This window comes from Amycolatopsis sp. NPDC104587, from assembly GCF_055583645.1.
Window position 1 is genome coordinate 297392 of record NZ_JBVJNO010000009.1, and the last position, 24881, is coordinate 322272.

Here is a 24881-nt window from a genome sequence, read left to right on the forward strand (position 1 = left end):
GCTTCGTCCGCATCGGTACGCACGGATCTTTGGTGGCCCGGCGCCCGCCGGAACCCACCGGACAAGGAATGACCATGGAGTTCGGCTGGAGCAAAGAGCAACAGGACCGCTACGACCGGGTGCTGGCGGCGACCCGGAAGTGGTTCCCTCCGGAGAACCGCCGGCAAGATGGTTTCTACGACCGCGAAGACTGGCTCCGGCTGGGTGAGATCGGCCTGCTCGGCAGCAGCCTGCCCGTCGAGTACGGCGGCTGGGGTCTGGGGGCGCTGGAAACCGCGCTGGTGGTGGAGGCGGCGGGCCGGGGCTGCGTCGACACGGGGCTGGTGTTCGGAGCGGCCGCGCATACTTTCGCCTGCGCAATGCCGATCCTCGGCTTCGGTCCGGACACGCTCAAACGCATGCTGCTGCCCGATCTGGCGGCCGGGCGGCTGATCGCGGCGAACGCGATCACCGAGCCCGAGGCCGGCTCCGATTCCGCCCGGCTCCAGGTCACCGCCGAACCGGTCGCAGGCGGACTTCTCGTCAACGGCACGAAGAGCTTTGTCAGCAACGCTCCCGCGGCCGACGTCTTCGTCGTCTATGGCACCACCGACCCGAAGGCCGGGTTTCTCGGCGTCACCGGCTTCGTGGTGCGTCGAGACTCCACCGGCCTGACCGTGGGGCAACCGATGGCGAAGATGGGCTTGTCGTCCTGTCCAGCGGGCCCGGTGACCTTCGAGAACTGCTGGGTCCCCGACGAGCAGGTACTCGGGGCCCCGGGACAGGGCACTGCCGTCTTCCAGTACTCGATGGGGTGGGAACGCGCCTGCCTCTTCGCACTCTACCTCGGTCTGATGGATCGGCTGGTGACCGAGTGCGTGCAGTTCGCCCGCGACCGGCGCCAGTTCGGCCGGCGAATCAGCGAGTTCCAGTCCGTGGCGAACCGCATCGTCGACATGAAGGTGCGGCTGGAGAGTGGACGGCTGCTGCTGTACCGCGCTTGCTGGGCCATGGACCAGGGACGTCCGGCCGGGTTGGAGATCGCGCTGTCGAAGCTGGTGGTCTCCGAAGGGGTGCTGGCGTCGGCCATCGACGCGGTGCGAACCTTCGCCGGGCGCGGCTACCTGAGCGCCGACGGCGTCGAGGCGACGCTGCGCGACGCGGTTCCCAGCACCCTTTTCTCCGGCACCTCCGACATCCAGCGCCGACTGATCGCCGAGGAGATAGGCCTGTGAGGCTGCACCAGCTGGTCACCGATTCGGCACGGCGCCGGCCCGATGCCGCCGCGGTACACACCGGCGACGGCACGTGGAGTTACCGAAAGCTCGACGAGGCCGCCCATCACTACGCTGCAGCTCTCGTAGGACGCCGTGTACGGCCGGGTGACCGGGTCGTGCTCTGGACCGGGAAGAGTGCGGAAGCGATCGCGGTGATGCAGGCCGTCCTGCGGGTCGGAGCGGTTTATGTGCCGGTGACCGGATCCAACCCGGCTGCCCGGGTCGCGAAGATCGCCGCGGACTGCGCGGCCGCGCTGGTGGTGGCCGACGAGCAGAGCTTGCGCCGGGCTGCCGGCTGGTCCGGTTCGACGCCGTTGACCGGACTCGGGTCGCTGTCCGAAGAAGTGTCCGAAGTGGACGCGCCACCGCCGCACCCGAGCAAGCCGGACGACCCCGCCTACGTCCTCTACACCTCGGGCTCCACCGGGCAGCCGAAAGGCGTGTGCATCAGCCACCGCAATGCGCTCTTCTTTCTCCGGTGGGCTGTCGGTGAAACCGGCGTCACCGCGGACGACCGGCTCGCCAACCACGCCCCGTTCAACTTCGACCTCTCGGTTTTCGACCTCTACGCCGCCTTCCTCACCGGGGCCTCGGTCCGCCTGATACCCGAGGTGCTGGCCTACGACCCGGCGACCCTGGTTCACGTGCTGCGCGATGCGCGGATCAGCGTCTGGTACTCGGTGCCCTCCGCGCTGGTGATGATGATGCAGCGCGGCGGCCTGCTGGACGAACCGGTCCCACCCGACCTGCGGGTCTGCGTCTTCGCCGGCGAACCGTTTCCCATCCGGCACGCTCAAGACCTGCGCAGGGCCTGGCCCGGAGTCCGGTTGCTCAACTGGTACGGCCCCACCGAAACCAACGTCTGCACGAGCTACGAGGTCACCGAGCGGGACCTCTCCGGTTCGCGCCCGCTGCCTATCGGCACCGCCGCCGCCGGCACCAGCGTCACGCTGCACCCTTCCGCGGCCACGGAAGGCGAGATCACGGTCAGCGGGCCCACGGTGATGCTCGGCTACTGGGGGGCCGAGCCGCAGCGGGGCCCGTACCGCACCGGCGACTGGGGCAGGATCGGTCCCGACGGCGCCTTGGAGTACCTCGGGCGGCGAGACGAGATGGCCAAGGTTCGCGGCCACCGGATCGAACCCGGCGAGATCGAGGCGGTGCTCGCCGGGCACCCCGCCGTGTCGGCAACGGTCGTCCTGGTCGTCGGCACCGGGCTCGACGCCTGCATCCACGCCGTGGTGGTCGCCGCCGGCGAACGGCGCCCTGGCCTGCTGGAGCTCAAGCGCGAGTGCGCGACGCGGCTCCCCACCTACATGATCGTCGATGCCGTCCACGTCGTGGCGAGTCTCCCGCGCACACCCAACGGCAAGACCGACCGCAAGGCGCTGGCCACCGCCATCGAGTCCGGAGTGCTCGCGTGACCGGGCCGAGCCGGGATGAGCGGATCGAGGTGGATCTGGCGACCTTCAAAGAGGTGATGGGCTCGCTGGCCGCCGGGGTCACCATCGTGACCACCCGGGACCAGAACGGGGGACCGCGGGGGCTGACCTGCTCGGCCGTGTGCAGTGTCTCGGCCGCACCGCCACAGCTGCTGGCCTGCATCCACCAGCGGAGCTCAACGCTGGCGGCGATCCACCGCAGCGGCTCGTTCGCGGTGAACATCCTCGCCGCCGGGGCCGTCGACCTCGCACGGGTGTTCGCGTCGCCCGGGCCGCAGCGGTTCTCCGGCGCGAACTGGTACCCGGGGCGCCGGACGGGCTCGCCGCTGCTGGAGCAGACGGCCGCCTGGGCGGAGTGCGCCTTGGTGGAAGCCGTGCCGATGGGCGACCACCACATGGTCGTCGGGCGGATAGTCAACGGCCGGGCGCGCCAGACCGAGCGTCCGCTCACCTACTGGCGGGCCAAGTTCAGCGAACTTCCGGAAACGTTCCCCGACTGAGGAAGTCGTGAGCGAGGCAGCGGGTCGAGGCGAATCCCGTCCTGCATCGATGAGCGGCAACCAGCACGATGGCCGGGGGGATCTCTGTGACAGGCCTCAACACCATTCAGTTCTTGTTGACCCTTGCGGTGGTGCTCGTAGCCGCCCAGCTGTTCGGCGCGCTGGCGAAGCGGATGGGCCAGCCGGCCGTGGTCGGTGAGATAGTGGCAGGCGTCCTGCTGGGCCCGACGTTGCTCAGCGGCACGGTGCGGGCGCTGCTCTTCCCGCCGGATGTCCGCTTGGGCCTGAGCGCGCTGGCGAACGTCGGCGTAGGCGTGTTCATGTTCATCGTGGGCCTCGAGTTCGACCACCGGTTGCTGCGCGGTAGGCGGGGAGCCGTGGCGGGAGTGGCGACGGGGTCGATCGCACTGCCGTTCGCACTCGGTTGCCTGCTGGCGCTGTACCTGGTGAGCAGACACCAGCACGGGAGTTCTCTCGTTGCGTTCGTGCTGTTCTTCGGCGCGGCGATGTCGATGACCGCGTTCCCGGTGCTGGCCCGCATCCTGACCGATCGAGGCATGCACCGAACGGCCGTCGGCGGCCTGGCCATGGCCGTCGCGGCCATCGGCGACGTGGTGGTCTGGGGCTTGCTCGCCGTCGTGCTGACGTTCACCGGCGGTCATCACTCCTGGAGAATGCTGTTCGCAGTGCCCTACGTCCTGGTGATGCTGCTCGCGGTTCGTCCGGTGCTCGCCCGCTTGGCGATGGCGCACGGGCGAACCGGCCGGCCACTGGGCGCGGGCGCGGTGGTCTGCGTGATCGTGCTCGCGGTGGTCTCCGGCGGGGTGACCGAATGGTTGGGCTTGCACTTCATCTTCGGCGCCTTCTTCGCGGGCATGGTCATCCCGCGCACGGGCACCGAGACGCTTCGCGAGGAGTTCATCGGCCAGATCTCACCGCTGGTCTCGGTGCTGATGCCGGTCTTCTTCACCGTGGCGGGATTTGGTGTCAACCTGTCCACCGTGGATACCACCGCAATCGGTGAGCTGGCGTTGATCCTGGTGGTCGCCATTGCCGGCAAGGTCCTCGGCGCGTACGTCGGCGCACGCGCGTGCGGCCAGTCCTCCCAGTACGCGGGCACACTGGGCGTGCTGATGAACACCCGCGGCCTCACCGAGCTGATCATCTTGGGCGTGGGCCTGCAGATCGGTTTGCTCGACACCTCGGTGTACTCGCTCATGGTCGCCATGGCGGTGCTGACGACCACCATGACAGGCCCCTTGCTACGCCTGGTCTACCCCCCGCACCGCATGGCCGCCGACCTGGCAACCGCCAAGGACTGACCCGGCCGCGCACAGGCCCGAGAGTGGCGCCCACCGCAGGTTTCACGGAGCGCAGCACCCCAGCGCTTTCCGAAGACTCCAGGCCGGCGGCAGCCGACAGCGTATGTTCCAGACGGCCAGGGCTGTGGTGCGGTGGCTTCGCTGGTCCAGACGTGGGCGTAGAGGAACTCTTCGGCGAGGATCCGGTTGTAGCGCTCGACTCTGCCGTTGTGGCGTGGGGTGCAGGGCGTGATCCGCTGGTGGCGGGCTCCGCGCAGGACGGTGGCGAAGTCGGCGACGGCGCCACGGCAGCGGCCGAACTCGACGCGACCTACGCCCCGGCCTCGACATCAAAGGCGTCTACGCCGGCGCCGTCCCCGCGGACAAGGCCGCACTCGCCAAGAGCCTCGACGGCAGCCTGTACTTCGCGTTCCTCGGCTACTCCCTGATCGGCACCAACGCCGCCTACCCCGAAGCCCGCCTGCTCGACCTGACAAACCAGGCCGGCGCCGAAACGATCGCGGAAGCCAACCAGACCTGCACCATCGACGCGGTGTTCGGCTTCATGTTCAACAACAGCAGCTCGTTCACGAAGGGTGGATTTACTCAGTCTTCCCCGTACTGCGATGAAGCCCCTGGTCGTGGTGAGGGTTTCCGCCCGGCGCGAGGCGTTCGTCCGAACGCCGGAACCGCGAACGGGCGCCGACCGCCTCGCACGAACAGGACCACCATGTCCGAGCCCCCGCCGCCCACCCAGGCCGGTCGTTCGGGCTGGTGCCACAGGTGCGTGCTGCCGTGACTCGACACCGAGGCCCGCAGCTCGGCCCGGCTGCCGTCACGGTACTCGACGAGCAGGTCCGGCAGATGCCTGAGCGTGCGAACCGGATAGTCGGGCCGAACGGTGACCGAGGCCGCTCGCCAGCCGGTCCGCAACACGGCGCGGTACCTTCGTCGCCACCGGAAAGAAGCGACGACGGCGAACCCGGCCGCAACAAGCAGGCACAGGCCGAGCATCCAGAACAACGCCGACAAGCGGGAATCCATGCCGTCTTCCAGCGTTGTACGCACCCGCGACGGGTTCGCCGGGTCGTAGATCACCGTAAGGGTCCGGCCCTTGATGTAACGCCGTCCCGAGTTCACCGGGATGGTGGCGTAGCGCAGGTCGCCCCGCACGTCGTAGGACACGCGGAGTGCATTCGGGCGCTCGTCGAACCGCAGCACCGTCCCGGTCACCCGGACACCGTCGTCGAGGAGCTGCCGGGCCGGGTGCTCGTAAGCGATCAGGCCGGCGAACACGCCTCCGGCCGCGACCAGCCACAGCACCGCGATGAACAGCGCGCGGAGGCCGAACTTCCGAAGCTCGGCACCACGGGCGGCCCCATCCGGCAGTGCCTCGTCTTCCTCTCGAGGCAGCCAGGCCGTGTCGCGGTCCATCCGCCGACAGTAATCGATGTCACGAGCGGACAAGGCATCCCCCGCCCGGGTAAGAACGACCTCCGACCGGCAAGAACTTGTTACAAATGACGGTCGATACACGATAATCCTGTAGACGATGAGCGGGGAAGGGAGTCGCGTGACAAGCGAACGGCGGGCGCGGCTGGTTCCCGCCAGCCGCGAAGTCAGCATCTCCGACGAACGCGGCGCCGAAGTCCTGCGCTACCGCGGAATTTGCGTCGTCCACCTGGAAGGCAACGAGCAGGTGAAGCAAACCTGGCTCCCGCTAGGCACCTCCCCCAGCTTCGCCGACGACGAAGCCTTGATCGCGACCTGGCACGCAGCCCTGCGGTGGTGCCAGGACTGCGCCTGAGTACCCGGCGGCTCGGCCTTCCCGACCCGTCCGCGGGACGATCACAGCCCGCGAGTCCCGATGGAGTGTGGTGACGCGGCGGGCGAGCCTGACGAGAAGGTGGTCGCTGCCGTCGCCGTCACGCCGAGCGTTCATCGCCGTCCCCGGACCTTCACGCCGTCCGGCGTCGGTATGGCATCGATGTCCGTGACCGCGCACACGGCCAGGACCGGCGCCTGGTGGCGATCCAGCTCGTCATTCGCGGGCGGCGAGCAGACCAGCCGCGTGCCATGGAGGCGGGCCCGGTCATCAAGGGGGGAGGTAACGACCGGGCCCGCGCGCAGAACATACCCAGGTCCACGACCATAAATGCGTCGTCTCCGGAATTTCCTCCACCTGGATGTGGCTGAGGACCCCGAGAAACCCGCGGCGCGGACACAGCGGATGCCGCAAGTCGCGCCAGGCCGCGCAGAAGACTTCGATCACCCGGCGCTCGACCTCGAACGGGTCCACAACACCAGAGTTGATCATGTGGGTCACCGCGGCGCAGTACCGCTGCACCAGCTCCCCGAACGCCTCGACGTCCCCGCCCGAGCTTAGGTGCGGCAGCCTGAGGAGGCGAACGCGAGCCGGAGCGCGATCCACCAGCACGTACCGATCGCGCCGAGGACCGCTCGCGAGCAGACGTCGAGGGCGCCGACCGAGCGACCGGCCGGCGGCCCGGGAATGAGGCCCACCCCGCTTCGCCGCCCGCTCAGGACGCCGGCTGAGCGGTGATCGTCGTGGTCGGCGTGCAGGGCCGGTCCGCGTTCGCGCACGTCACCGCCATGGTGATGACCTGGCCGCCACCTGCGGTCATCGAGCCGGGCAGCTCGCGGGAGACCTGGCGGGTCGTGGCGAGGTCGTAAGCGGCGAGCTGGGTGTTGCCGAGGCTGACCCGCACCGAGCCCTGGTCGCCGCCGGGGTTGGCCAGCTCCAGGCCGGTCAGGCGATAAGTGCGCCCGTCCGGCACCACGTAGGAGAACAGCTGCGGGCCGGACACGCCCGGGTACGCCGTGCCGGTGATGGTGAGCCGCGTCGTCGTGGCGGCGGGGGTGAGCCGGACCGGCGAGGCGCCCTGACCACCCACCCCCGCGGCCGTCGGGGTGGGCGCCGCCGGGGTGATCGAGGGCGCGGACGACGTTGTCGAACCGGGCGTGCCGGAAGGCGAGGTCGAGGTGGACGCCGACGACGTCAGGGGAATCGACGGCGACGGTCCCGCCATCGTCTTCGGAGCCGCCCGCAGGAGCGTGGACAGCAGCACCGCGAGCACCATCAGCAGCATGACCAGCAGCGAGAAGATCAGGAACGTCCGTCGCGGCACCATCGGCCGCTGCTGGAACGTCGCGTCCAGGTCGACCGGGCCGGTCAGCTCGGAGAGCACGGTCACGGTGAACGGCCAGGTGCGGTCCGCGCCGCGCCAGAAGTACTTGCGCGGCCGGGCGCGCAGCTTGACGAACGTGGTCGTCCCCGGCCGCAGCACCGGCACCTTCGGCCGGCCGGTGAAGGTGAGCTTGTCATCGGGGTCGGCGGCCCGCACGTCGACGGAATGTTCGACGTTGCCAAGGTTGTCCAGGGCCAGCGTGTGCTTTCCCTTGCGCGCGCCCGAAGAGTTGACCGGCACCAGTTCCGCGCTGAGCTCGGCGTACTCGGTGACGGTGACCAGGCCCTCCTGGACCACTGAGCCACCGGGGTCCTCGCGGGAGGCGACCTGCACGGCGAACGGGTACTCCCCCGCCAGCACCTCGTGCCCGCGCGGCGGTGAGAAGGTCAGTTCGACGGTGACCTCCTGAGCGGGCATCAGGTTGGCCCGCCCGGGTTTCACGACCGTCCAGTCCCGCGCCTCGCCGAGCACGGCGAAGCGGAACTGGTCCACCACCGCGCCGTTGTTGCGGATCAGCACGTGACACCGCGCGTCACTACCCGGGTCGACGGTCACTGCCGCGACCCGCAGCACCGCGCCGACGCCCATCCGGTCACCTCCTCGTGTGCGTTTCCTCCGCGTTCACTGCAGCGCGAAGAACTCGATCTCCGACATCGCGACGTTGGGACTGCTCTGCCCGTCGAAGATCTCCGCCACCTCGATCGTCGCGGAGTTGACCAGGGTCGTGTTCTTCAGCGACAGCGTCTGCTGACCGGCGACGTCCTGGGGCAGCAGGTTTTCGGTGACCCCGTTGGAGAGCGTCACCTTGAGGATCGACGGCCGCGCGTTCGCGACGAACGCGTCGTGGGCCCCGGAGTAGAGGATGATGCTGCGCAGCAAGCGGGTCTCGCCGAAGGTGAAGGTGATCCGCGGGTGTTTGCGCGAGTCCCACGGCGTGGCCCAGTACGTGTCGGTGTAGGTGTCGGCGGCCGCGCCGGGCGGGTGGCCGGGGATCATGGTCGTGGACGTGACGGTCACCGGGTGCACCGGCTCGAGCTGCGGGGTGACCTTCCGGTAGAGCGCGGAGATGTTGTCCAGCACGGTGTTGCGCATCGGCGGGTAGAAGGCGTAGGCGAGCCCGAGCACCAGCAACGCGATGCCGAAGACGACCCGCACCTTCCGGAAGGCTGAGTAGGTCAGCCACTTGCGGTGCCCGCCGGTGCCCTTCTGCCCCGGCCGGGTGCCGATCCGGTAGGCCTTCGGACGCCGCTTCAGCTTCGCGAGCAGCCTCCGCCACCAGACGGGCCGCACGACCGAGGCCCGCTCGAGGGATTCACCGCACCGGCTGCAGAAGTGCCGGCTCGGCACGTTGCCTTCGCCGCAGGCCCCGCAGACGAGGTCGCCGAGTTCGAGCCGCCGGGTGGGCTTGGACCGGACGATGGCCCTTGTCTTGATCTGCACCGGCTGTGGTTGAAGTTCGGGCGGTTCTTGATCGGCGGCCAGCGCCCGGCCGACGACAGGCTGGGCGAGGGCGGCGATGAGCTCCGCCTTCTCAGGCGACACGACGACGGCAATGGGAGTACCGGCGGGCGCTGTTCCGGCGGACGCGCCGGCTTTTCCGGGTGGCGGCGGAGGTGGGGCAGCCACCTTCGCCGGTGGCGGCGGCGCAGCCGCACCACCTCCCGCTCCGGCGGGCGATGGCACTCCTCCCGCGGAGGCACCCGCCTTCCCCGGCGGAGGCGGCGGCGCACCGGCTCCCGGCACGCCGGCGCTCGCTTTCCCCGGCGGGGGTGGCGGTGCAGCCGGAGCAGCCACTCCGCCCGGCGGCGGCGGAGGTGCGGCCGCAACCGTCCCCGGCGAAAGCGGCGCAGACGCACCGGCAGCCGGAGCGGCCACTCCCCCACCCGGCGGCGGAGGCAGTGTTGCTGCGGCCTTCCCCGGCGGGGGCGGCGGTGCCGCCACAGCACCCGGCGGCGGTGCGGCAGCGTTTCCCGGCGGAGGCGACGGAACTGCCTTTGCCGCTGGTGGCGGCGCGGCAGATCCACCCGGCGGCGGAGGCGGCGGAGCGGCAACCTTCCCGGTCGGAGGCGGCGGAGGTGGCGCAGCGGCTTTACCCGGCGGGGGCGGCGGAGGTGGCACGGCAGCCTTCCCCGGCGGAGGCGGAGGCGGAGGTGGCACGGCAGCCTTCCCCGGCGGAGGCGGAGGCGGAGGTGGCACGGCAGCCTTCCCCGGCGGTGGCGGAGGTGGCGAAGCCGCCGGAGCAGCGGGTTCCGAGTCGAACGTCTCCACCCCGGCCGCCACCGCGGCGGGCCGGGCCTCCAGCCGGTAGGTCGGCACCCAGCTCCGCACCCGGGCCTTCACCCGGCTCCACCACGACGGCCGGGCCTCCGGCACCGGCACTGGCTCCTCGACGATCACGATCTCCGGCTCCACCACCACGATCCGGTCGCCGTTCCACTCCAGGAACTGCCCGCAGTCGCCGCAGAAGGCGGACTCGTCGGCGTTGTGGTTGCCACACATCCGGCAGACGATCACGGCTCGATCACCTCCACGCTGTGCAGCACTCCCACGGGCTTCGCGGCCCGGATGACCGCCTCCACCGCGGCCTCCGAGGTCAGGGACCCGGGGCCGGGTGTCACGATCACCCGGACCCGGTGTTCGACGTCGGCGGGCGGTTCCGGGCGGGGCCGCACCGACCACGACACCCCGCCGCTCTCCTCGATGCGGACCTCGCCGTCCACCACCAGCTCCAGGTGGCGGCGCAGCCCGGCCATCGTGCCGCGCATCCGGTACAGCGCGACCGCCTCGGCGATCACCGCCCGTTGCGCGGCCATCGACCAGCTCTCGTCCAGCAGCACGCCGAACCAGCCGGCCAGCCAGCGGGTGAAGTCCTCCGGGGCCAGCAGCGGATCCACGTACGCGCCCAGGCAGTCGACCGTGCCGATCACCGGCGCGAGCACCTGGTCGAACCCCTCGGTCCAGCGGACCGCGAACGAGTCGTCGGCGAAGATCGACGGCAGCAGGCCGATCAGCGGGTGCGGGGTGGCCAGCTCGGCGATTCCGGCGCGCATCAGGACTTCTCCACCCGGACCTGGTGGTCGAACGAGAACACCAGCCCGCCGGCGCCGACCGGGACGCGGTCGGCTTCCGAACCGCGCTCGCCGGTCACCGGGTTGGCGCCGTAGACCCGCACGTCCTCGACGACGTCGACGCCCCGCACCGACTGCAGCAGCGCGAACAGCTCGCCCCGCACGACGCGCCGGCTGAACGGCCAGCCGGTGCGGTCGGGACCGCCGGTCAGCGGGTTGAGGAACGCGTACAGCTCGGTGAGCGCGCGCTGCCGGATCTCCTCGACGTCCAGGCGGGTCCGCGCCACCAGCCGGGCGACGACGGTGATGCCGCGGTAGCGCGGCGGCTCCACCAGCACCCGGGTGCCGACCAGGCGCACGTCGTCCAGCCGCTCGGCCACGCGGCGGAGCGTGTCTTCCGCGGGCACGAGGTCGGCGAACTCGAGCCGGTGGCCGGTGGCCGACGCCGCCGGCACCACCATCACCTTCACCGCGCCGTGCGGCACGTCGTCCTCGCCGGCGGTCAGGCAGTGGATGCGCGCGACCTCCGGCGCGGCTTCGCGGGCGATCGCTTCGTAGTCCTCGGCGGTGACGGCGCGGCTGCGCGTGCGCAGCATGATCGGTCCGCGCCGCTTGGCCTGCTCCAGCGTTTCGCCGTCGACGCCGCCCTGGGCGGGTTCGAGGTTCTCCACCCCGGCGATGAACGGGATCGACGCGCGCAGCGTGTTGACCGCGCGCACGGCGACGTTGCCCTTGCTGCCGCCCCCGCTGTGGTAGCGACGCATCCGCACGGGCGCGCCGCGCTGCGGGACCGCGCCGTACTGGCGCAGGGTGCCGTCCTCCTGGCGCACGGCCGGCCCGAACTCGACCTCGCCGGACACGGGGTCCAGCAGGTAGTGCCGGTCGTCGGCGGTGCTGGCCGCGAAGTGCTCCACCGGCGTCCACTCGCGCCACGCGCCGTCCTCGCCCACTTCGAGCGACGACGGGTTGCGCCCGGCGAGGACCGGCGTCCGGCTGAGGGAGAACCGTTGCCCCGGAACGCCTTCGGCGAGCCCCAGCTCCTCGCCTTCGACGATCTCGCCGTGCATCGCGGGCACGGTCGCCCCGACGGTGCTCGCCACGAGCGTGCGGACCACCGGCGAGGAGCTGTAGGCGGCCTGGCCGGGCAGCGGCTCGACCACCCGCACCCGCAGCCAGGCAGCGCGCTGCTCGCCGATGGCGCTGGTCTCGTGCCCGTCGGGCACGTGCACCACGATCCGGCCGGGCCGGTTGAGCCCGCCCGTCTCGTCGGTGCTGACCCGGCACTCGCGCCAGTCCTGCGCCGACCACGCCTCCCACACCAGCGGCGGGTGCTTCGGGTTGACGCCGATGCCTTCGGTCCGCCCGTCGAAGTCCAGCCGCACGGCGCAGCCCGGCACCGGTTCGGCGAACCCGATCAGCAGCGCGTCGCCGAGCTGCGGCGGGTCGGAGAAGGCGGCGAACTCCTGGCTCAGCTCCACCGACGGCGTCAGGTCCTCAGTGGACACTTTGCCCGCGCGCAGCCGCCGCACCGCGCCGAGCCGCGAGGGCACCACGGTCAGGTCGCGCAGGGTGGCGAACACCGTCGGCTCCTCGGTTTCGGTGCGGGTGGTGGAGACCTTGGTGCCGGTGCGCAGCACCATCGGGCTGCGCGCGGGCGCGGTCAGCCAGAAGGTGACGGGCACCGTCGCCGGGGTGGGCGGCAGCATGCGCAGCCCGAGCAGCTCGAGGAACTTGACGTACAGCCGGTCGGGCACCCGGTTGAGCCGGTAGGTGAGCTGCTCGGTCATGAAGGCGAAGGTTTCGATGAGCGTCACGCCGGGGTCGGAGACGTTGTGGTCGGTCCACTCCGGACAGCGGCGCTGCACGAACCGCTTCGCCTCGTCCACCAGGTCCTGGAAGCGGCGGTCGTCGAGGTTCGGCGCGGGCAGGGCCATCGTCAGTCACTCCCGTTCTCGGGGATGGTGTAGAAGGGGAACACCAGGTTGCGGGGGTCGTTCTCGCCCTTGACCACGTACGCGATGTCGATGAGCAGCACGCTCTCGTCGTCGGGGTGCGGGAAGACCTGGATGTCGGCGGGCACCACGCGCGGCTCCCAGCGGCGCAGCGACCGGCGCACTTCCCCGGCGATGGCAGCCAGCACGTCGGCGCCGGCGCCGCTGAAGACGTAGTCGCGCAGCGGGCAGCCGAACTCCGGGCGGAACGGCCGTTCACCGGGGTGGGTGCCGAGCACGATCCGCATGGCCTGCTCCAGTTTCGCGGCGCCGCCGGCCATCGCGATCCGGCCGCCGGTGTCGACGTCGAGCGGGAACGACCAGCCGCGGCCGACAAAATCGGTGCGCATCAGATCGGGAGGGGGATGCCGTTGACGGTGACCACCGGCGCGGCGATGTTCAGCGCGGTGGTGGCCTTGAGGGTGAGCATGGTGCCGCCGTCGATCTCGACGGTGCCCGCCGGGCCGGCGGAGACGATGACGACGCCGTCCATCGCGGCCAGCGTCATCTGCGGCAAGGGGGACTTGCTCACGCCCAGCACCGGGTTGCAGGTCAGGCTGACCGCGGCGTTGACCTGGTCCATGGTGAGCGCGACGGCGCCGTTCTGCGTGCCGACCGTGACCGACGACGCCAGCGCCCCGAGCGCGCCGCCGGTGCCCATCGCGGGCGCACCCGCCCCGCCGCCGCCCCCCGAGGAGCCCAGCGCGCCGGACAACGCGCCGGTGGCCGCGCCGGCCGCTTCGGCGGCACCCGGTTCGGACCGCAGCAGGTCCTCGGCGACGGTCGCGCCGGGCAGCGGCTCGTCGGTGAACATCAGGCAGTTGCCGGTGCTGGAGACGAAGCCGCGCTGGATGATCTCCCCGACCATGCCCGGGGTCTGCACCGAGCCGCCGACGCCGTCTCCCCCGTCGGCGGACATCGCGCCTTCCGCCGCGCCGACCGCGGCGCCGAGGAGCATCCCGCCGCCGCCCATCATCGGGTTGCCCATCCCGCCGCCGCCGAGCCCGCCGCCGCTGGACAGGCTCAGCGTCTGCGCCGGCGGGGTGCTCAGCTTCCACGTGGTCAGGTTGTTGACCAGGCCGCCGAGCACGTACGGGCGGCGGGGGTCGCCGAACTCGAAGGTGACCATCACCTCGTCGCCGACCTCGGGCAGGAACAGCGCTCCCCCGCGCCGGCCGGCCAGGAACTGCACCGCGGGCGCCCAGTCGGTCTCGAAGTCCGGTGCCAGCCACGGCAGCGTCACCTTGACCCTGGCCTTGCCCAGCGGGTCGAGGGTGTTGCTGACCACGCCGCAGACCACCCCGTCGAGCCGGGGCCGCTGCCGGGTGGCCCGCCCGAGCGAGGTCAGGCCCAGCATCGACCGGTCCTGCCGGCCGTGGGCGGAGAACACCGTGCGGTAGCCGCGGTCGCGGTCGTCGAAGATGTGCTGGGTCCGCGAGACCAGCCACTGGCCGCCGAAGGGCCGCGGCACCCCCCGCACCTCCAGCAGCACGCCGGGCTGGATCATCGGGTCGCCGACGGCCTCGCCCTCGGCTTCGGCGAACGTCGACCCGGCCTCGGTGCCCAGCGCCGCGGCCATGCCCGGCGCCGCGGTGAACTCCTGCTCGCCGGTGCCGAACGGCCGGTCGACGGTGATGCGCGCGGTCGGGCTGGGCGCCGGGCCCAGCGAGGCGAGGTCCAGCCCGCCCAGCACGGCCGCGCCGACGCCACCGAGCAGGTTCTTCGCGCTGCCGGCCGGATCACCCACCGCTTTCGCGAGCACGGCCGGGTTGTCGGCCTGCTCCGCGACCTGGCCCAGCACCTTCGACACGACTCCGCCGAGCTTGCCGCCGGGACCACGGCCCGCTGGGGAGAACCGGGTGCCCAGCGAGTTCGGCGTGTCCCCGCCGCCGCCCCCGGGGGTGGTGGCCTGCTGGGCGATCGCGACCACCTTCAGCGGATCCCACGCGCGGACCTCGACGTCGGGGGTCAGGTTGCCCGCGGTGACCCGGGGCCGGAAGTCCAGCAGGTCCTCGGGAAAGGTGACCGGCTCGGGTGCCGCGGCCACCGGTCGGCTCACCGACGTGGCCGGCCGGAAGTGGAAGACGCCGTCGCTCATCCCGGCCTCGTAGCCGATCTCGGCGGCGCGGTCGAGCAGGAAGTCCCAGTCGGTCTGGTTCACCTGGGCCAGGTAGGGGTGGGTGGTCGTGGTGGCGACGACCCCGGCCGTCGCCAGCCCGGCCTCGGCCGCCAGCTGGGTCGCGACGTCGGAGTCGGTGCTGTTGAGGAAGGTGCGGCTGCGGGTGGCGCGCTGGAGGCGGTGCTCGGCGGTGTACCCGCGCACGACGGTGTGCGCGGTCAGCTCCCGCAGCTGCGCCTCGATCGCGGTCACCTCGCCCACGACGAGCTTGCCGATGTTGTGCACGCCGTCGTCGGTGCCCGAGCCGGTCACCGCGACCACGCTGCCCACGGCGATCCCAGCGTCGTCGAGGGTCCGGCCGTCGTTGTCGAGGAAGGTCAGCTCGAACATCCCCGGCAGCGTGAGGTCGCAGTCGACGACCACGCGGGCCAGCCGCGAAGCCGCGAGCGCGCTCAGCGGGGCGGAATCCACCGTCACGATCGGCCGCACCGTCGGGCGGTTGCGCGACGGCGGCGGTTCCTCGACGGACATCGGGTCGGTCATGGCGTCTCCACGGGGTCCATCTCGGCGGTGCTGGGCAGGAACAGGCGGCGGCCGGGGCCGAGGCGCAGGGGGTCATCGAGGCCGTTGGCCAGGGCGACGGCCCGCCACGCCTTGGGTGAGCCGTAGGTCCGGTGGGCGATGCGGACCAGGTCGTCGCCCGCGATGACGGTGTGCTGCCCCCGGCCGGGCAGGCCGCCGGAGGTCGGGTTCGTCAGCGGCATCGTCGGGCTGTACTCGCGCAGCTTCAGGTCCACCGTCGCCACGACCGGCGTGCCGGCCGGGGAGATCTGGTCGTAGGTCACGCCGACCTTTTCCAGCGTGACCTGGTGGTTCAGCGTGCTGCCCCACAGCAGGGTGAGCACCGGGAGCCGGAAGTCGACCTTCGCCTCGCCGGAACTGGCGTCCCCGGTGGACTTCGACGCGCTGTCGCTGCTGCCCGAGCCGCCCCGGGTCACCCGCTCGGCCAGGTCCTGGGTCAGCGGGCCGACGAAGTCCCGGGCCAGCTGGCCGATGTTGAAGCTGTCCAGGCGCGGTGTCGAGTCGGCGTACGGCACGGTCCACGAAAGCAGTTTCTGCACCGTGGCCTGGCAATCCTTGCCGTAGAGCTTGAGCTCCGAGAGCTGGATGGTCAGCTTGACGTTCTGGCGGACACTGTCTTCGGAGGTGCCGGCCAGGTTGGCCGCGCTCTGGGTGGCGGCCGAGCGGTCGACCGACACCTTGCCCGGGTTGAACGGGAAGGTGACGAGGTCGCCGGGCGCGCCGAGGGTCAGCCGGGTGACCTGCTGCAGGGTGCTGGGGGCGGAGTGGGTGATCGGCAACGGCGCCATGTCACAGGAACCCTTCGTGGACGAGTTCGAGGGTCTCGATGGCGACCTTGCTGTCGAAGGCGTTGAGGGTCGGCCCCACCCACGCCGAGGGCCGCGCCGCCCGCAGGTCCCAGGACGACACCGGCGCCCCGGCCCGGTCCAGCAGGACGATGTGCGCGGTGCTGCCCGCCGGCGTGGTCGTCCCCGGCTCGCCGTAGAGCTGGGCGGCCTGGTCCTTGAGCCACTTCTGCAGCGCGGCGGAGCTGATCGGGTCCATCGCCCGTTCCAGCTGGATCACCGGGTAGGACAGCCCGCCGGGCAGGATGTGCTCGTAGCCGGCGTTGCCGTGCGCGCGGAACCGGCGCGGGTTCCAGTCCGCGCGCAGGCCCTTGCAGGAGGACCACTGGCCCAGGTCGAGCGTGCCGCCGCCGAGGCCGTCCACCAGCACCTTGAAGCGCATGGCCAGGCCGATGGTGACCTTGGCGTTCGACGGGCCCTCGTTGAAGTACGGGATGTACGGGATGCTGGACTTGACCGGTTGCAACGGGTTCAGCACCGGGCACCTCCTGGTTTGCTCTTGGCGGCGGTCATCGCATGACCTCGTCGCCGAGGAATCCGGTGTGCGCGATCGTCAGGGTTTCGATCGCGACGTGGGACGCCGGGCCGGCTTCGAAGTCGGTGATGGCCCAGCCGCAGGGGAAGAACTGCTTCAGCTCCCAGGACAGGATCGGCAGGTTGCGCGAGTCGCACATGACGATCGCGCCGCTGAGCGGGGTCACGCTGCGGGAGGTCTCGGCCAGCCACTCCTGCACGGTCTGCGAGTCGAAGCAGGCCGCCCGGCTGAGCTTCACGCGCTCGTACTTGGTGTTGCCGGGGAAGACCCAGCAGCCGTTGCCGGTGCTGCCGGTGCGGTACTCGCAGACGTCCCAGTTGACGCTCAGCCCCGAGACCTTGGACCAGGTGCCGAAGTCGTACGGCCCGTTCATGACGTTGACCACGAAGTGGTGCGAGACGCCGGGCGAAATGCCCAGCAGGTTGGCGGCTTCGTGGTAGGCCAGGTTCTTGGCGAGGTCCTTGAACCCCATGGGCGCTCCTTCACCGTTGGTCCATCAGGCGGCCGGATCGTTCCCGCTGCACCAGCACGTCCCAGCGCAGCCGGCGGTGCAGCCGCTCGTAGAGCTTCCCGCTGAGCTCTTCGATGTCGTCGCTCTCGTCGAGGTCGAGCCACCGGCGCGGCGGGTTCTCCCCCAGGCGTTCGGTGAACAGCCGCTCGTGCTCGGCCTGCGAGCCGGGCTGCTCGGCGGCGACCGGCGCGGGGCCGGGGCCGCCGGGTGGGTCCACATCGGACAGAAAACGGGCGAGGCTGTCGGCGGAGGTGAAGTCGACCCGGCGGCCTCCGTCCCGTTCGGCGGCCAGCAGGCCCGCCACCCCACCGGAGGGCGCTTCCGCGGCCAGCTGGGTCGGTTCCTCCTGCGGGCTCGGCGTTTCCACGGCCGGCTCCGGGGCAGCAGGTGGCCGGAGATGGTGAAGCGGAACTTCGGGCCCGCCGGCGATCCACTGCTCGACGCGGAGGGCTTCCTCTTCCAGCGCCCGCCCGGCGGGGGTGGTCTCGTCGGGCACGCGGCCGTCGAGGAGGCGCTGCTGCACGACGTGGGTGAGTTCGTGGGCCAGAGTGGCCGCGGCCGGCATCCGGTCGAGCGGCCCCCATTCGGCGGGCACGTGCACAACACCGGCGGTGGTGTAGGCCCGGGCGTGCAACCGCCCGGCGGCGGCGGAGACCGCCGGACCGCGGCGGACCTGGAGGTCCTTGAAGTCCGGTAGGCCGGCCTGGTGCAGCCGGGCGGCCAGGGTGACCGGCACGCGCTCGGCCTCCGCTCCGGTGGTTTCGGGCCGGCGCGGGCGATCTGCGGGGTGGGTGCCCGGAGTGACCTGCGCGTCTTCGGTGCGGCCGCCACGACGGAGGCGGTCGAGGACGGTGTGCCCCACCTGGTCCGGACGACCGGCCCGGGCAGCGGAGCCCGAAGGAGGCGGAGGGTTGGCGGAGGTGGCACGACCGGCCTGGGTCACCGGTTGGGCGTCACCCGGCGGGATGGTGTGCCCGGTGGGCCGGCCGTGACCGGCCGGCGCCGCATGACCGCCGGGCTCGGAACCGCCGGTGGGACGAGAGTGCTCGACGGGACGGATTTCCTCGAAGGGACGGATTTCCTCGGTCGGCCAGGCTGCTTCGGAACGTGGGGCTTCCTCGGTAGGCAGGGCTTCCTCGGAACGCAGGGTGGCGCCGGTGTGCCGGAGCCCCGGGAGCGCGGTGTCGCCGGCAGGCCGGTCGGCCTCGGCACGCCGGACATCACCGGTGTCCCGGCTCCCCGGACCGCCGGCGTCGTACCCGGCCTCGGCACGCGGGACGTTGCCGGCGCGCCGGGTCATCCCGGTGAGTGGGGTCCTTTCGGCAGGCTGGGTGTTCCCGGTCGCCCGCGGGGAGCCGGTACCGGGTTCTTCCCCGTGCCGCCCGTCCCCGGTGAGGTGGGACCCTTCAACGGGCCGACCTCCTTCCGCCGACCATGCGTGTCCAGCGGTTCCGGCCGGCCGGCCGTCTCGGTGGTGGACGAAGTCTTCGGCGCGCGGCGTGCTTTCGAGAGCCTTCGATCCCTCGGTTCTCCGAAGTCCCTGATCGGACCGCGGGTGTCCGTCGGCGGCCGGTGTGAAGCGGCTGAACAGGCGGCGCAGCAGGCCGGGATCGCGCTCGGCGGTGCTGGCCGGTGGCTCCGCGGGCACGGGAAACGGCTGTACCGGTGGGTTCCGCCGGTTCTCCGGGGTCGCCGACCGCAGCGGGCGGGGCTCGGACCGCTGTTGCAGTCCGGTTTCTTCCGGCACCGCCGGTGTTCCGGCCGTGGTTTCGGCGCGCAACGGCGAGACGTCCGGAGACGGCACCACTGGCTCCGTCCCGGCCGCGACGGAACCGTGCGGTCCCCGCGGTTCCGGGTTGTGCAGGTCGGCTGCGGCCGGCGGCTTCGAAATCCGGACGTACCGCAGCTCTTCTCGCGGACGCCGGTCTCCGTCGGTCGCGACCTCCGCCGGATCGGTGTCTCGGTACCCGCCCGTCGACGCGCCGCTATCGGGTACCGGGTGCAGCAGTTCACGATCACGCTCCGCGGCCGCCGGATGCGGCAGCTCACCGGCGGACACAGGGGCCTCCTGGTGCGGCAGTTCACCAGCCGGCGGCGGCAGCGGATCGCGATCGGACACCGGAACTGCCGGGTGCGGCAGCTCACCGTCGAACACCGGACGCGGTAGCTCACCACCGAACGCAGGGATAGCCGAGGGTGACGAAGTCGTCGGCGGCTCGGCTCGCGCGGCGGGCACCGAGGGGACGGCCGGCGGTGTGTCACCGGGGTCCGCGTCATCCTCTTCTTCGTCCCGGGCCGCGCGCAGGCCGCGGCGGCGGCTCTCGGCCAGGCTGGCCCGGCGTCGCGGGCGCAATGGCGCTTCCGCTGCTTCGTTGCCGGGTAGCGGGGGCGGCGAAGGCGGGGTCCATGACGTCAGCACGTTCGGCGCCGGCTCGGCTGCCATCCCCAGCAGCCGGTCGCGCTCCAGCGTCATTTCCCGCAGCAACGCCGGTGTGCGGTGCGGGATCTCCGGCACGCGCGGCTCGGCCACGTGCGCCGGGTCCACCGCCGTCAACGGCGCCGTCGGCCGCCCCTCGGCCGACGGGTTCCGGGCAGGCAGGCTGCGGAGTGGTCCGGCCTCCGCCGCAGGAGAGTCGGAGGTGACCGTCCGGACGGGCAGCGGCCCACCTGAGCCTGACGCGCGATCGGACCGGGGATGCCGCAGCTCGGCCACCGTGCCGCTGGTCACGGCACGGATCCCGCCGTCCGGACGAGTTGCCACGCCCAGCGCGAGCACGGCCCCGGCGTCACGTGGATCATCGGCACGGGCTGCGATTCCGGACACCGCCGGGGACGTGGCGTCCTCCGCATCGGCCCCGCGCGCACCTCCGGTCCGGGCCTCCGCCCGGGCAGCACCGCTCCCGGTCAGGCCCGCAATACCGGTCACAGCCCGGCCCGGAGCCGCGGCACCGGACGCCGCCGGCGCCGCGACGTCTTCCGCGCCGGCAGCAGCGGCTTGGCCCGCATTATCGGCCCCGGTCTCGACCCGGCCGGCAACTCCGGTACCACCGGCCTCGACCACCGGCCCGACACCAGCCACAGCACCAGCCGCGCCCGCCGGCACCACACGACCCGCAACCCCACCAGCCCCAAGCACCGGCCCAGCGCCACCCGGCACCACACGACCCCCAACCCCACCAGCCCCGACCACCGGCCCGACACCACCCGCGCTCGCCGGCACCACACGACCCACGACTCCGCCGGCCCGGGCCACCGGCTCCGCACCACTCGCGCCACCGGGCTCGGCCACATCGGCGCTGCCCCGGTCGGTCGCGGCTTCGACCGTGATCGCGGTTTCGGGGCCGAAGCCACCAGGGACCTCGATGGCGTCCACCGCGGCTCCGGCGGAGATCACGCGGCCGGGAGCCGGCCGAGCACCCGGACCGCCGGCCGGGGGAAACCGCAGTTCGGTCCCGGACGGGAACGAACCCGGCACCCCGCCGGTCTCCTCGGGCACCACCCGGAGCAGGCCGATCACCCGGCCCGCCAAGGTTTCCTCCGCACCGAAGCGCCCCCGGTCCGTCAGGTCGGGTCGGACCGCCGCCCAGGTGGTCGTCATGTCGACCGTGAGCGGTGCCCCCGACGGGATCACCGGCTGCAACGGCGGGACCCGTCGCCACGCCGTGCCGGTGGCCCGCGGCGGCGCGACCACGTCCACAGTGGACTCCGCCCGGCGGGCCCGGCGGCGGAACGGCCAGCTCGGCATCTTCATCCTTCCCAGCCGGCGAAAGCGCCGGTCGTCTCCTGGTCTCCGCTGAGCGTGGTGTTGATCCGCCCGATCTCTTCGATGATCCGGGTACGGCTGCGGTGGTCCAGCTCGAGGATCGAGTCGAACGACCAGTGCAGGTAGTAGGCGATGTACACGATCTCCTGCCACAGCCGGTCGTCCGGAGTGCTCACCCGTCCCCGCCCGCGATGTCCACCACGAACCGGTGGCCGCAGCCCGGGCACGTCACGTCGGCTTCGGTGTGGCCGTGCTGGTTGATGCGCCGGTACAGGTCCTGCAGGAAAGCCAGGTCCGACGCGAACAGGTGCTCGACGACGAACCGGTCCACCGGGGCGACCGTGCCGAGCGAGGTCAACGTCCGGCAGATCAGGTGCACCGAGAGGTATGCCGGGTTCTGCCGCACCTGCGGGTCGGCGTGCGCGGTGAGCTCGTCCTTCGCCGTGGCCAAGCGCATCGCGCCCGCGCGGTGGACCTGGCCGTGCTCGTCGACGTAGCCGCGCGGCAGCGTGAACGGGTACTCGGTACGCAACCCGGGCCCCTCCACCGCCGGGGCCGTCATGCGCCGCTGGTGTTCTTGCCGCCCAGGCCGGGCACGAACGTGATCTCGTCGCACACCAGCGTGCAGGTGGCCATCACGATCTCCGTCGCGCCGGCCTTGAGGCCCTGGACGTCCAGTTTGGACGGCCACGCGTTCGTCAACCGGTAGGTCGCCTTGGTCTGCCCGGCGGCGTCCTGCAGGATCAGCGAACAGCTCTGGCGCGCCTGCGGATCCGCGGCGATCGCTTTCTGGTGCCAGACCCAGAGGGTGGCGTCCTGGTCGACGCCGCGCTTCAACGTCACGGTCGCGGGCTTGGTCTTGCCGAACTGCTTCGACAGCAGCACGCCGTTGCGGCCCGCGCTCATGTACTCGGCTGGTTCCACTTCGGAGCTGATGCCCGACAGCTCGGAGAACATGATGCTGCCGCTGCTGCCGAAAGCGGTGACGTCGATGACGAACCGGCTCGCGCTGATGACGTCCGGGACGGTGCTGAGGGGCTCGGGAGCCATGGGTGACCTCTTTCCGGGAGTGGTTCGGGGGACTACTCGTCGAGCGCGGCGCCCTGGGAGAACTGCGAGATGCGGAAGATCACGAACTCGGCCGGTTTCACCGGCGCCACCCCGATTTCGACGACGAGGTTGCCTTCGTCGCGGCTCTCCGGCGGGTTGTTCTCGGCGTCGCACTTGACGAAGAACGCCTCCTCCGGCGTCCGGCCCATCAGCGCGCCGCTGCGCCACACCTGCTGCAGGAACGCCCCGACCACGCGCTGGACGCTCTCCCACAGGTAGTGGTCGTTCGGCTCGAACACCACCCAGTTGGTGCCGGCCAGGATCGACTCCTCGATGAAGTTGAAGAGCCGGCGCACGTTGAGGTAGCGCCACTCCGGGTCGCTCGACAGGGTGCGCGCTCCCCAGATCCGGATGCCCTGGGCCGGGAACGAGCGCAGGCAGTTGACCCCGAGCGGGTTGAGCAGCTCCTGCTCGCCCTTGGTGATCGCCGTCTGCAGCGCGACCGCGCCGCGCACGACCTCGTTGGCCGGTGCCTTGTGCACCCCGCGAGCTTGGTCGCTGCGCGCCCACACGCCGGCGACGTGCCCGCTCGGCGGCACCGTGACCTTGCCGCCCTGGGTCGGGTCCATCGTCTGCACCCACGGCCAGTACAGCGTCGCGTACTTCGAGTCGTAGCCGGCGAACTCGGTGCGCCAGCGGATGAGCTGCTGGGCGTTGAGGCCGGGCGGCGGGTCGAGGATGGCGACCCGGTCCGACATCAGCTCGCAGTGGGCGATCATCGCCAGCTGCACGCTCTTGACCTCGTCCTCGGTCAGCAAACCGCGCTGGTGCGCCGACATGAGGTCGGGCACCGCGACCATGGTGATCTCGTCGATCGCCTCGAAGCTGCTGATCCCGGTCCGCGAATCGGTGTCGCCTACGTAGCTTTCGGAGCCGACGCGGGCGGGCACCGTCAGGGTGCCGCCACGCAGCTCGACGGTGGCGCCCTTCTTGGGCACCGCGACCACGGGGCGTTGCGAGTCCTCCAGGGTGACGAGCTTGGAGCGCTTGGCCAGCACGGTGGCGACGTTGGTCGAGCCGCGCCGGGTGGTCAGGTTGTCGAAGGTCTCCTCGACCTTGCCATTCTTGAGTACCTCGAGCTTGAAGGTGTCCTCACCGGGCTGCGACGCCTCCGACACGACGACGCTGAGTCCCGTCGCCTCGCCGCCGGCGAGCGCCCGCAGCTCCAGCGCGGGCACGGAGTCGTCGGACTCGGCGGGGATCGCGGCCCGGGCGTGGGTTTCCTGCGTCTGCTCGCCGCCGTCGGGGTCGGGCAGGCGGAGCACGAACGCCGAGCCGCCGCCGTTGAGGAAGAAGCCGTAGATCGAGTGCGCCAGGTAGGTCCCTTCGACGAAGCCGCCGAAGATCCGGGTGTACTGCGTCCAGTTGGTGACCAGCGTCGGCTCGGACAGCGGGCCCTTTTCGGCGAACCCGACGAAGCCGGCGACCGAGGTGCCGACCCCTTCGATCGGCCGCGAGCCCGACGAGACTTCCTCGACGTACACGCCGGGTGACAGGTAGGTCGGCATCGCATCTCCCTGCTGGGTAGGACCATTGAGCGCTTCGAAGCCTCGCAGTGGCGCGCCCCGGTCAGGGGGCGGCGAAGGGCCGTCGCGCGGACACCCCGGACAGCCCCTGGGGGCCACGGCGATGGCCTCCGGGACGTCCCGCGGCGGCACCCGTCCGCCGCGGCGGACGGCCGAGACTGGTCGGCGTGCTGCACGATGTGGACACCGCCCTGCGGACCTGGCTGTTCGCGGAACTGCCCGCGGAGGTGGAGATCGCGTTCGAAGCACCGGGTGCGGTCACCACCCGCCGGGGCCGTCCGGTGCTCGGCCTGTTCCTCTACGAGATCGGCGAGGAGCTCGACGGCCAGGCCGGGACCGGGATTCGCCTGCGGGGACCGGACGGACGGGTCACCGGCACCGTGCTGCCGGTCCGACGCTACCGCCTGACCTACCTCGTCACGGCGTGGGCGGCCACGGTGGCCGCCGAACACGAACTGCTCGGCGCGGTCCTGGCCGCCCACGCCGGACGCCCGGCCCTCGACCCCGACCTGCTGGCCGGACGGCTCGGGGTGCCGGCCGAACCCCTGCCGGTCCGGCTGGGCCGGCACCGGGCCGGTGGTGCGGAGCACGACCTGTGGCACGCGCTCGGCGTGCCGCTGCGCACCGCGCTGGACCTGACCGTCACCGCCCCGGTCGTGCCGGCCCGGCTCGAGGACCCGGCGCCGCCGGTGCGCGCCGTGGCGCTGGGCGTGGCCGACGAGCCGCGCGCGGCCGGGCCCCGCTGGACCCGCACGTCCCGCCCCGCCCCCGAACCCGACACAGGAGAGCGACGATGACCGCACCCGCCCCGTCGGACTGCGCCTGGCTGCGCAGCAACCCGGCGTCCATCCCGACCGGCACGCCCAGCTCGTTCGCGAAGCTGCTGGCCGCCGGCGACGGCTGGCACCAGCTCTACCAGGAATGGCTGGTGGGCACGACCAACGGCGCCCCCAACGCCGCCCGCGTGGACACCGCCCAGATCGGGGTGGACGAGCTGGTGCGCTGGTTCGCCCAGCTCGTCGCGGGGGGGGGGGGGGGGGGGGGGGGGGGGGGGGGGGGGGGGGGGGGGGGGGGGAGGGGGGGGGGGGGGGGGGGGGGGGGAGGGGGGGGGGGGGGAGAGGCG

Annotated in this window: 21 protein-coding genes and 2 pseudogenes; 7 read left to right on the plus strand and 16 right to left on the minus strand. The window is 71.9% G+C overall.

Annotation, left to right across the window (positions count from 1 at the left end; translation table 11 throughout):
* Positions 1 to 74: 74 nt before the first annotated feature.
* The 4 genes from ACZ61C_RS28820 (at position 75) to ACZ61C_RS28835 (ending at position 4520) form a co-directional block, all read left to right on the plus strand.
* Positions 75 to 1214 carry an acyl-CoA dehydrogenase family protein gene (locus ACZ61C_RS28820; protein WP_465310975.1) on the plus strand — a complete coding sequence of 380 codons (1140 nt, stop codon included), beginning with the start codon at positions 75 to 77 and terminating at the stop codon, positions 1212 to 1214.
* Entirely contained in the window at positions 1211 to 2680 is a 1470-nt protein-coding gene (locus ACZ61C_RS28825) for an amino acid adenylation domain-containing protein (protein ID WP_465310976.1), read from the plus strand. Before ACZ61C_RS28820 ends, ACZ61C_RS28825 begins: the two co-directional genes overlap by 4 nt.
* Positions 2677 to 3198, plus strand: a complete 522-nt coding sequence (locus tag ACZ61C_RS28830) for a flavin reductase family protein (protein ID WP_465310977.1) — start codon at positions 2677 to 2679, stop codon at positions 3196 to 3198. The genes ACZ61C_RS28825 and ACZ61C_RS28830 overlap by 4 nt, the downstream gene beginning before the upstream one ends.
* Before the next feature lie 86 nt (positions 3199 to 3284).
* The gene (locus ACZ61C_RS28835) at positions 3285 to 4520 is read left to right on the plus strand and encodes a cation:proton antiporter (protein ID WP_465310978.1); all 1236 of its coding nucleotides are present in this window, start codon (positions 3285 to 3287) and stop codon (positions 4518 to 4520) included.
* 137 nt (positions 4521 to 4657) lie between these two features.
* On the opposite strand, the pseudogene ACZ61C_RS28840 reads toward ACZ61C_RS28835, so the two are convergent.
* A pseudogene (locus ACZ61C_RS28840) lies at positions 4658 to 4765 on the minus strand (IS481 family transposase); the annotation flags it as partial.
* Positions 4766 to 4848: 83 nt separating this feature from the next.
* Here ACZ61C_RS28840 and ACZ61C_RS28845 point away from each other — a divergent pair.
* A pseudogene (locus tag ACZ61C_RS28845) lies at positions 4849 to 5019 on the plus strand (lipase); the annotation flags it as partial.
* Positions 5020 to 5105: 86 nt separating this feature from the next.
* Here ACZ61C_RS28845 and ACZ61C_RS28850 read toward each other — a convergent pair.
* Positions 5106 to 5933, minus strand: a complete 828-nt coding sequence (locus ACZ61C_RS28850; protein ID WP_465310979.1) for a DUF3592 domain-containing protein — start codon at positions 5931 to 5933, stop codon at positions 5106 to 5108.
* Positions 5934 to 6072: 139 nt separating this feature from the next.
* Here ACZ61C_RS28850 and ACZ61C_RS28855 point away from each other — a divergent pair, with 139 nt between their 5' ends.
* Complete coding sequence (locus tag ACZ61C_RS28855; RefSeq protein ID WP_465310980.1) at positions 6073 to 6306, plus strand: hypothetical protein; 234 nt, start codon at positions 6073 to 6075, stop codon at positions 6304 to 6306.
* A 733-nt stretch (positions 6307 to 7039) separates the two neighbouring features.
* Here the strand turns inward: ACZ61C_RS28855 and ACZ61C_RS28860 are convergent.
* From ACZ61C_RS28860 to ACZ61C_RS28925, 14 genes are all read right to left on the minus strand, one after another.
* Positions 7040 to 8296: a COG1470 family protein gene (locus tag ACZ61C_RS28860; RefSeq protein WP_465310981.1), complete on the minus strand. Its 1257-nt coding sequence runs from the start codon at positions 8294 to 8296 to the stop codon at positions 7040 to 7042.
* A gap of 33 nt (positions 8297 to 8329) precedes the next feature.
* Complete coding sequence (locus tag ACZ61C_RS28865) at positions 8330 to 9250, minus strand: discoidin domain-containing protein (RefSeq protein ID WP_465310982.1); 921 nt, start codon at positions 9248 to 9250, stop codon at positions 8330 to 8332.
* A 968-nt stretch (positions 9251 to 10218) separates the two neighbouring features.
* The gene (locus ACZ61C_RS28870) at positions 10219 to 10758 is read right to left on the minus strand and encodes a phage tail protein (RefSeq protein ID WP_465310983.1); all 540 of its coding nucleotides are present in this window, start codon (positions 10756 to 10758) and stop codon (positions 10219 to 10221) included.
* Positions 10758 to 12710, minus strand: coding sequence for a putative baseplate assembly protein (locus ACZ61C_RS28875; protein ID WP_465310984.1), 1953 nt, complete (start codon positions 12708 to 12710; stop codon positions 10758 to 10760). The genes ACZ61C_RS28870 and ACZ61C_RS28875 overlap by 1 nt, the downstream gene beginning before the upstream one ends.
* A gap of 2 nt (positions 12711 to 12712) precedes the next feature.
* A complete protein-coding gene (locus ACZ61C_RS28880) occupies positions 12713 to 13117 on the minus strand; it encodes a GPW/gp25 family protein (protein WP_323333550.1) in 405 nt (134 codons plus the stop codon).
* Positions 13117 to 15429 (minus strand): phage baseplate assembly protein V, encoded by a 2313-nt coding sequence (locus tag ACZ61C_RS28885; RefSeq protein ID WP_465310985.1) that lies wholly within the window; start codon positions 15427 to 15429, stop codon positions 13117 to 13119. The genes ACZ61C_RS28880 and ACZ61C_RS28885 overlap by 1 nt, the downstream gene beginning before the upstream one ends.
* Positions 15426 to 16256 (minus strand): LysM peptidoglycan-binding domain-containing protein, encoded by an 831-nt coding sequence (locus ACZ61C_RS28890; protein WP_465310986.1) that lies wholly within the window; start codon positions 16254 to 16256, stop codon positions 15426 to 15428. The genes ACZ61C_RS28885 and ACZ61C_RS28890 overlap by 4 nt, the downstream gene beginning before the upstream one ends.
* A 1-nt stretch (position 16257) precedes the next feature.
* A complete protein-coding gene (locus ACZ61C_RS28895; protein WP_465310987.1) occupies positions 16258 to 16791 on the minus strand; it encodes a phage tail protein in 534 nt (177 codons plus the stop codon).
* 31 nt (positions 16792 to 16822) lie between these two features.
* Positions 16823 to 17320 carry a phage tail protein gene (locus ACZ61C_RS28900; RefSeq protein ID WP_323333558.1) on the minus strand — a complete coding sequence of 166 codons (498 nt, stop codon included), beginning with the start codon at positions 17318 to 17320 and terminating at the stop codon, positions 16823 to 16825.
* 10 nt (positions 17321 to 17330) lie between these two features.
* Positions 17331 to 21104 (minus strand): eCIS core domain-containing protein, encoded by a 3774-nt coding sequence (locus ACZ61C_RS28905; RefSeq protein WP_465310988.1) that lies wholly within the window; start codon positions 21102 to 21104, stop codon positions 17331 to 17333.
* Positions 21105 to 21106: 2 nt separating this feature from the next.
* Positions 21107 to 21298 carry a DUF6760 family protein gene (locus ACZ61C_RS28910; RefSeq protein WP_465310989.1) on the minus strand — a complete coding sequence of 64 codons (192 nt, stop codon included), beginning with the start codon at positions 21296 to 21298 and terminating at the stop codon, positions 21107 to 21109.
* On the minus strand, positions 21295 to 21684 hold the full coding sequence (locus tag ACZ61C_RS28915) for a phage tail assembly protein (RefSeq protein ID WP_465310990.1): 390 nt from the start codon (positions 21682 to 21684) through the stop codon (positions 21295 to 21297). Before ACZ61C_RS28915 ends, ACZ61C_RS28910 begins: the two co-directional genes overlap by 4 nt.
* Positions 21681 to 22172, minus strand: a complete 492-nt coding sequence (locus ACZ61C_RS28920; RefSeq protein ID WP_465310991.1) for a phage tail protein — start codon at positions 22170 to 22172, stop codon at positions 21681 to 21683. Before ACZ61C_RS28920 ends, ACZ61C_RS28915 begins: the two co-directional genes overlap by 4 nt.
* A gap of 32 nt (positions 22173 to 22204) precedes the next feature.
* The gene (locus ACZ61C_RS28925) at positions 22205 to 23740 is read right to left on the minus strand and encodes a phage tail sheath family protein (protein ID WP_465310992.1); all 1536 of its coding nucleotides are present in this window, start codon (positions 23738 to 23740) and stop codon (positions 22205 to 22207) included.
* 185 nt (positions 23741 to 23925) lie between these two features.
* On the opposite strand from ACZ61C_RS28925, the gene ACZ61C_RS28930 reads away from it, so the two are divergent.
* Entirely contained in the window at positions 23926 to 24555 is a 630-nt protein-coding gene (locus tag ACZ61C_RS28930; RefSeq protein ID WP_465310993.1) for a Pvc16 family protein, read from the plus strand.
* Positions 24556 to 24881 lie beyond the last annotated feature (326 nt).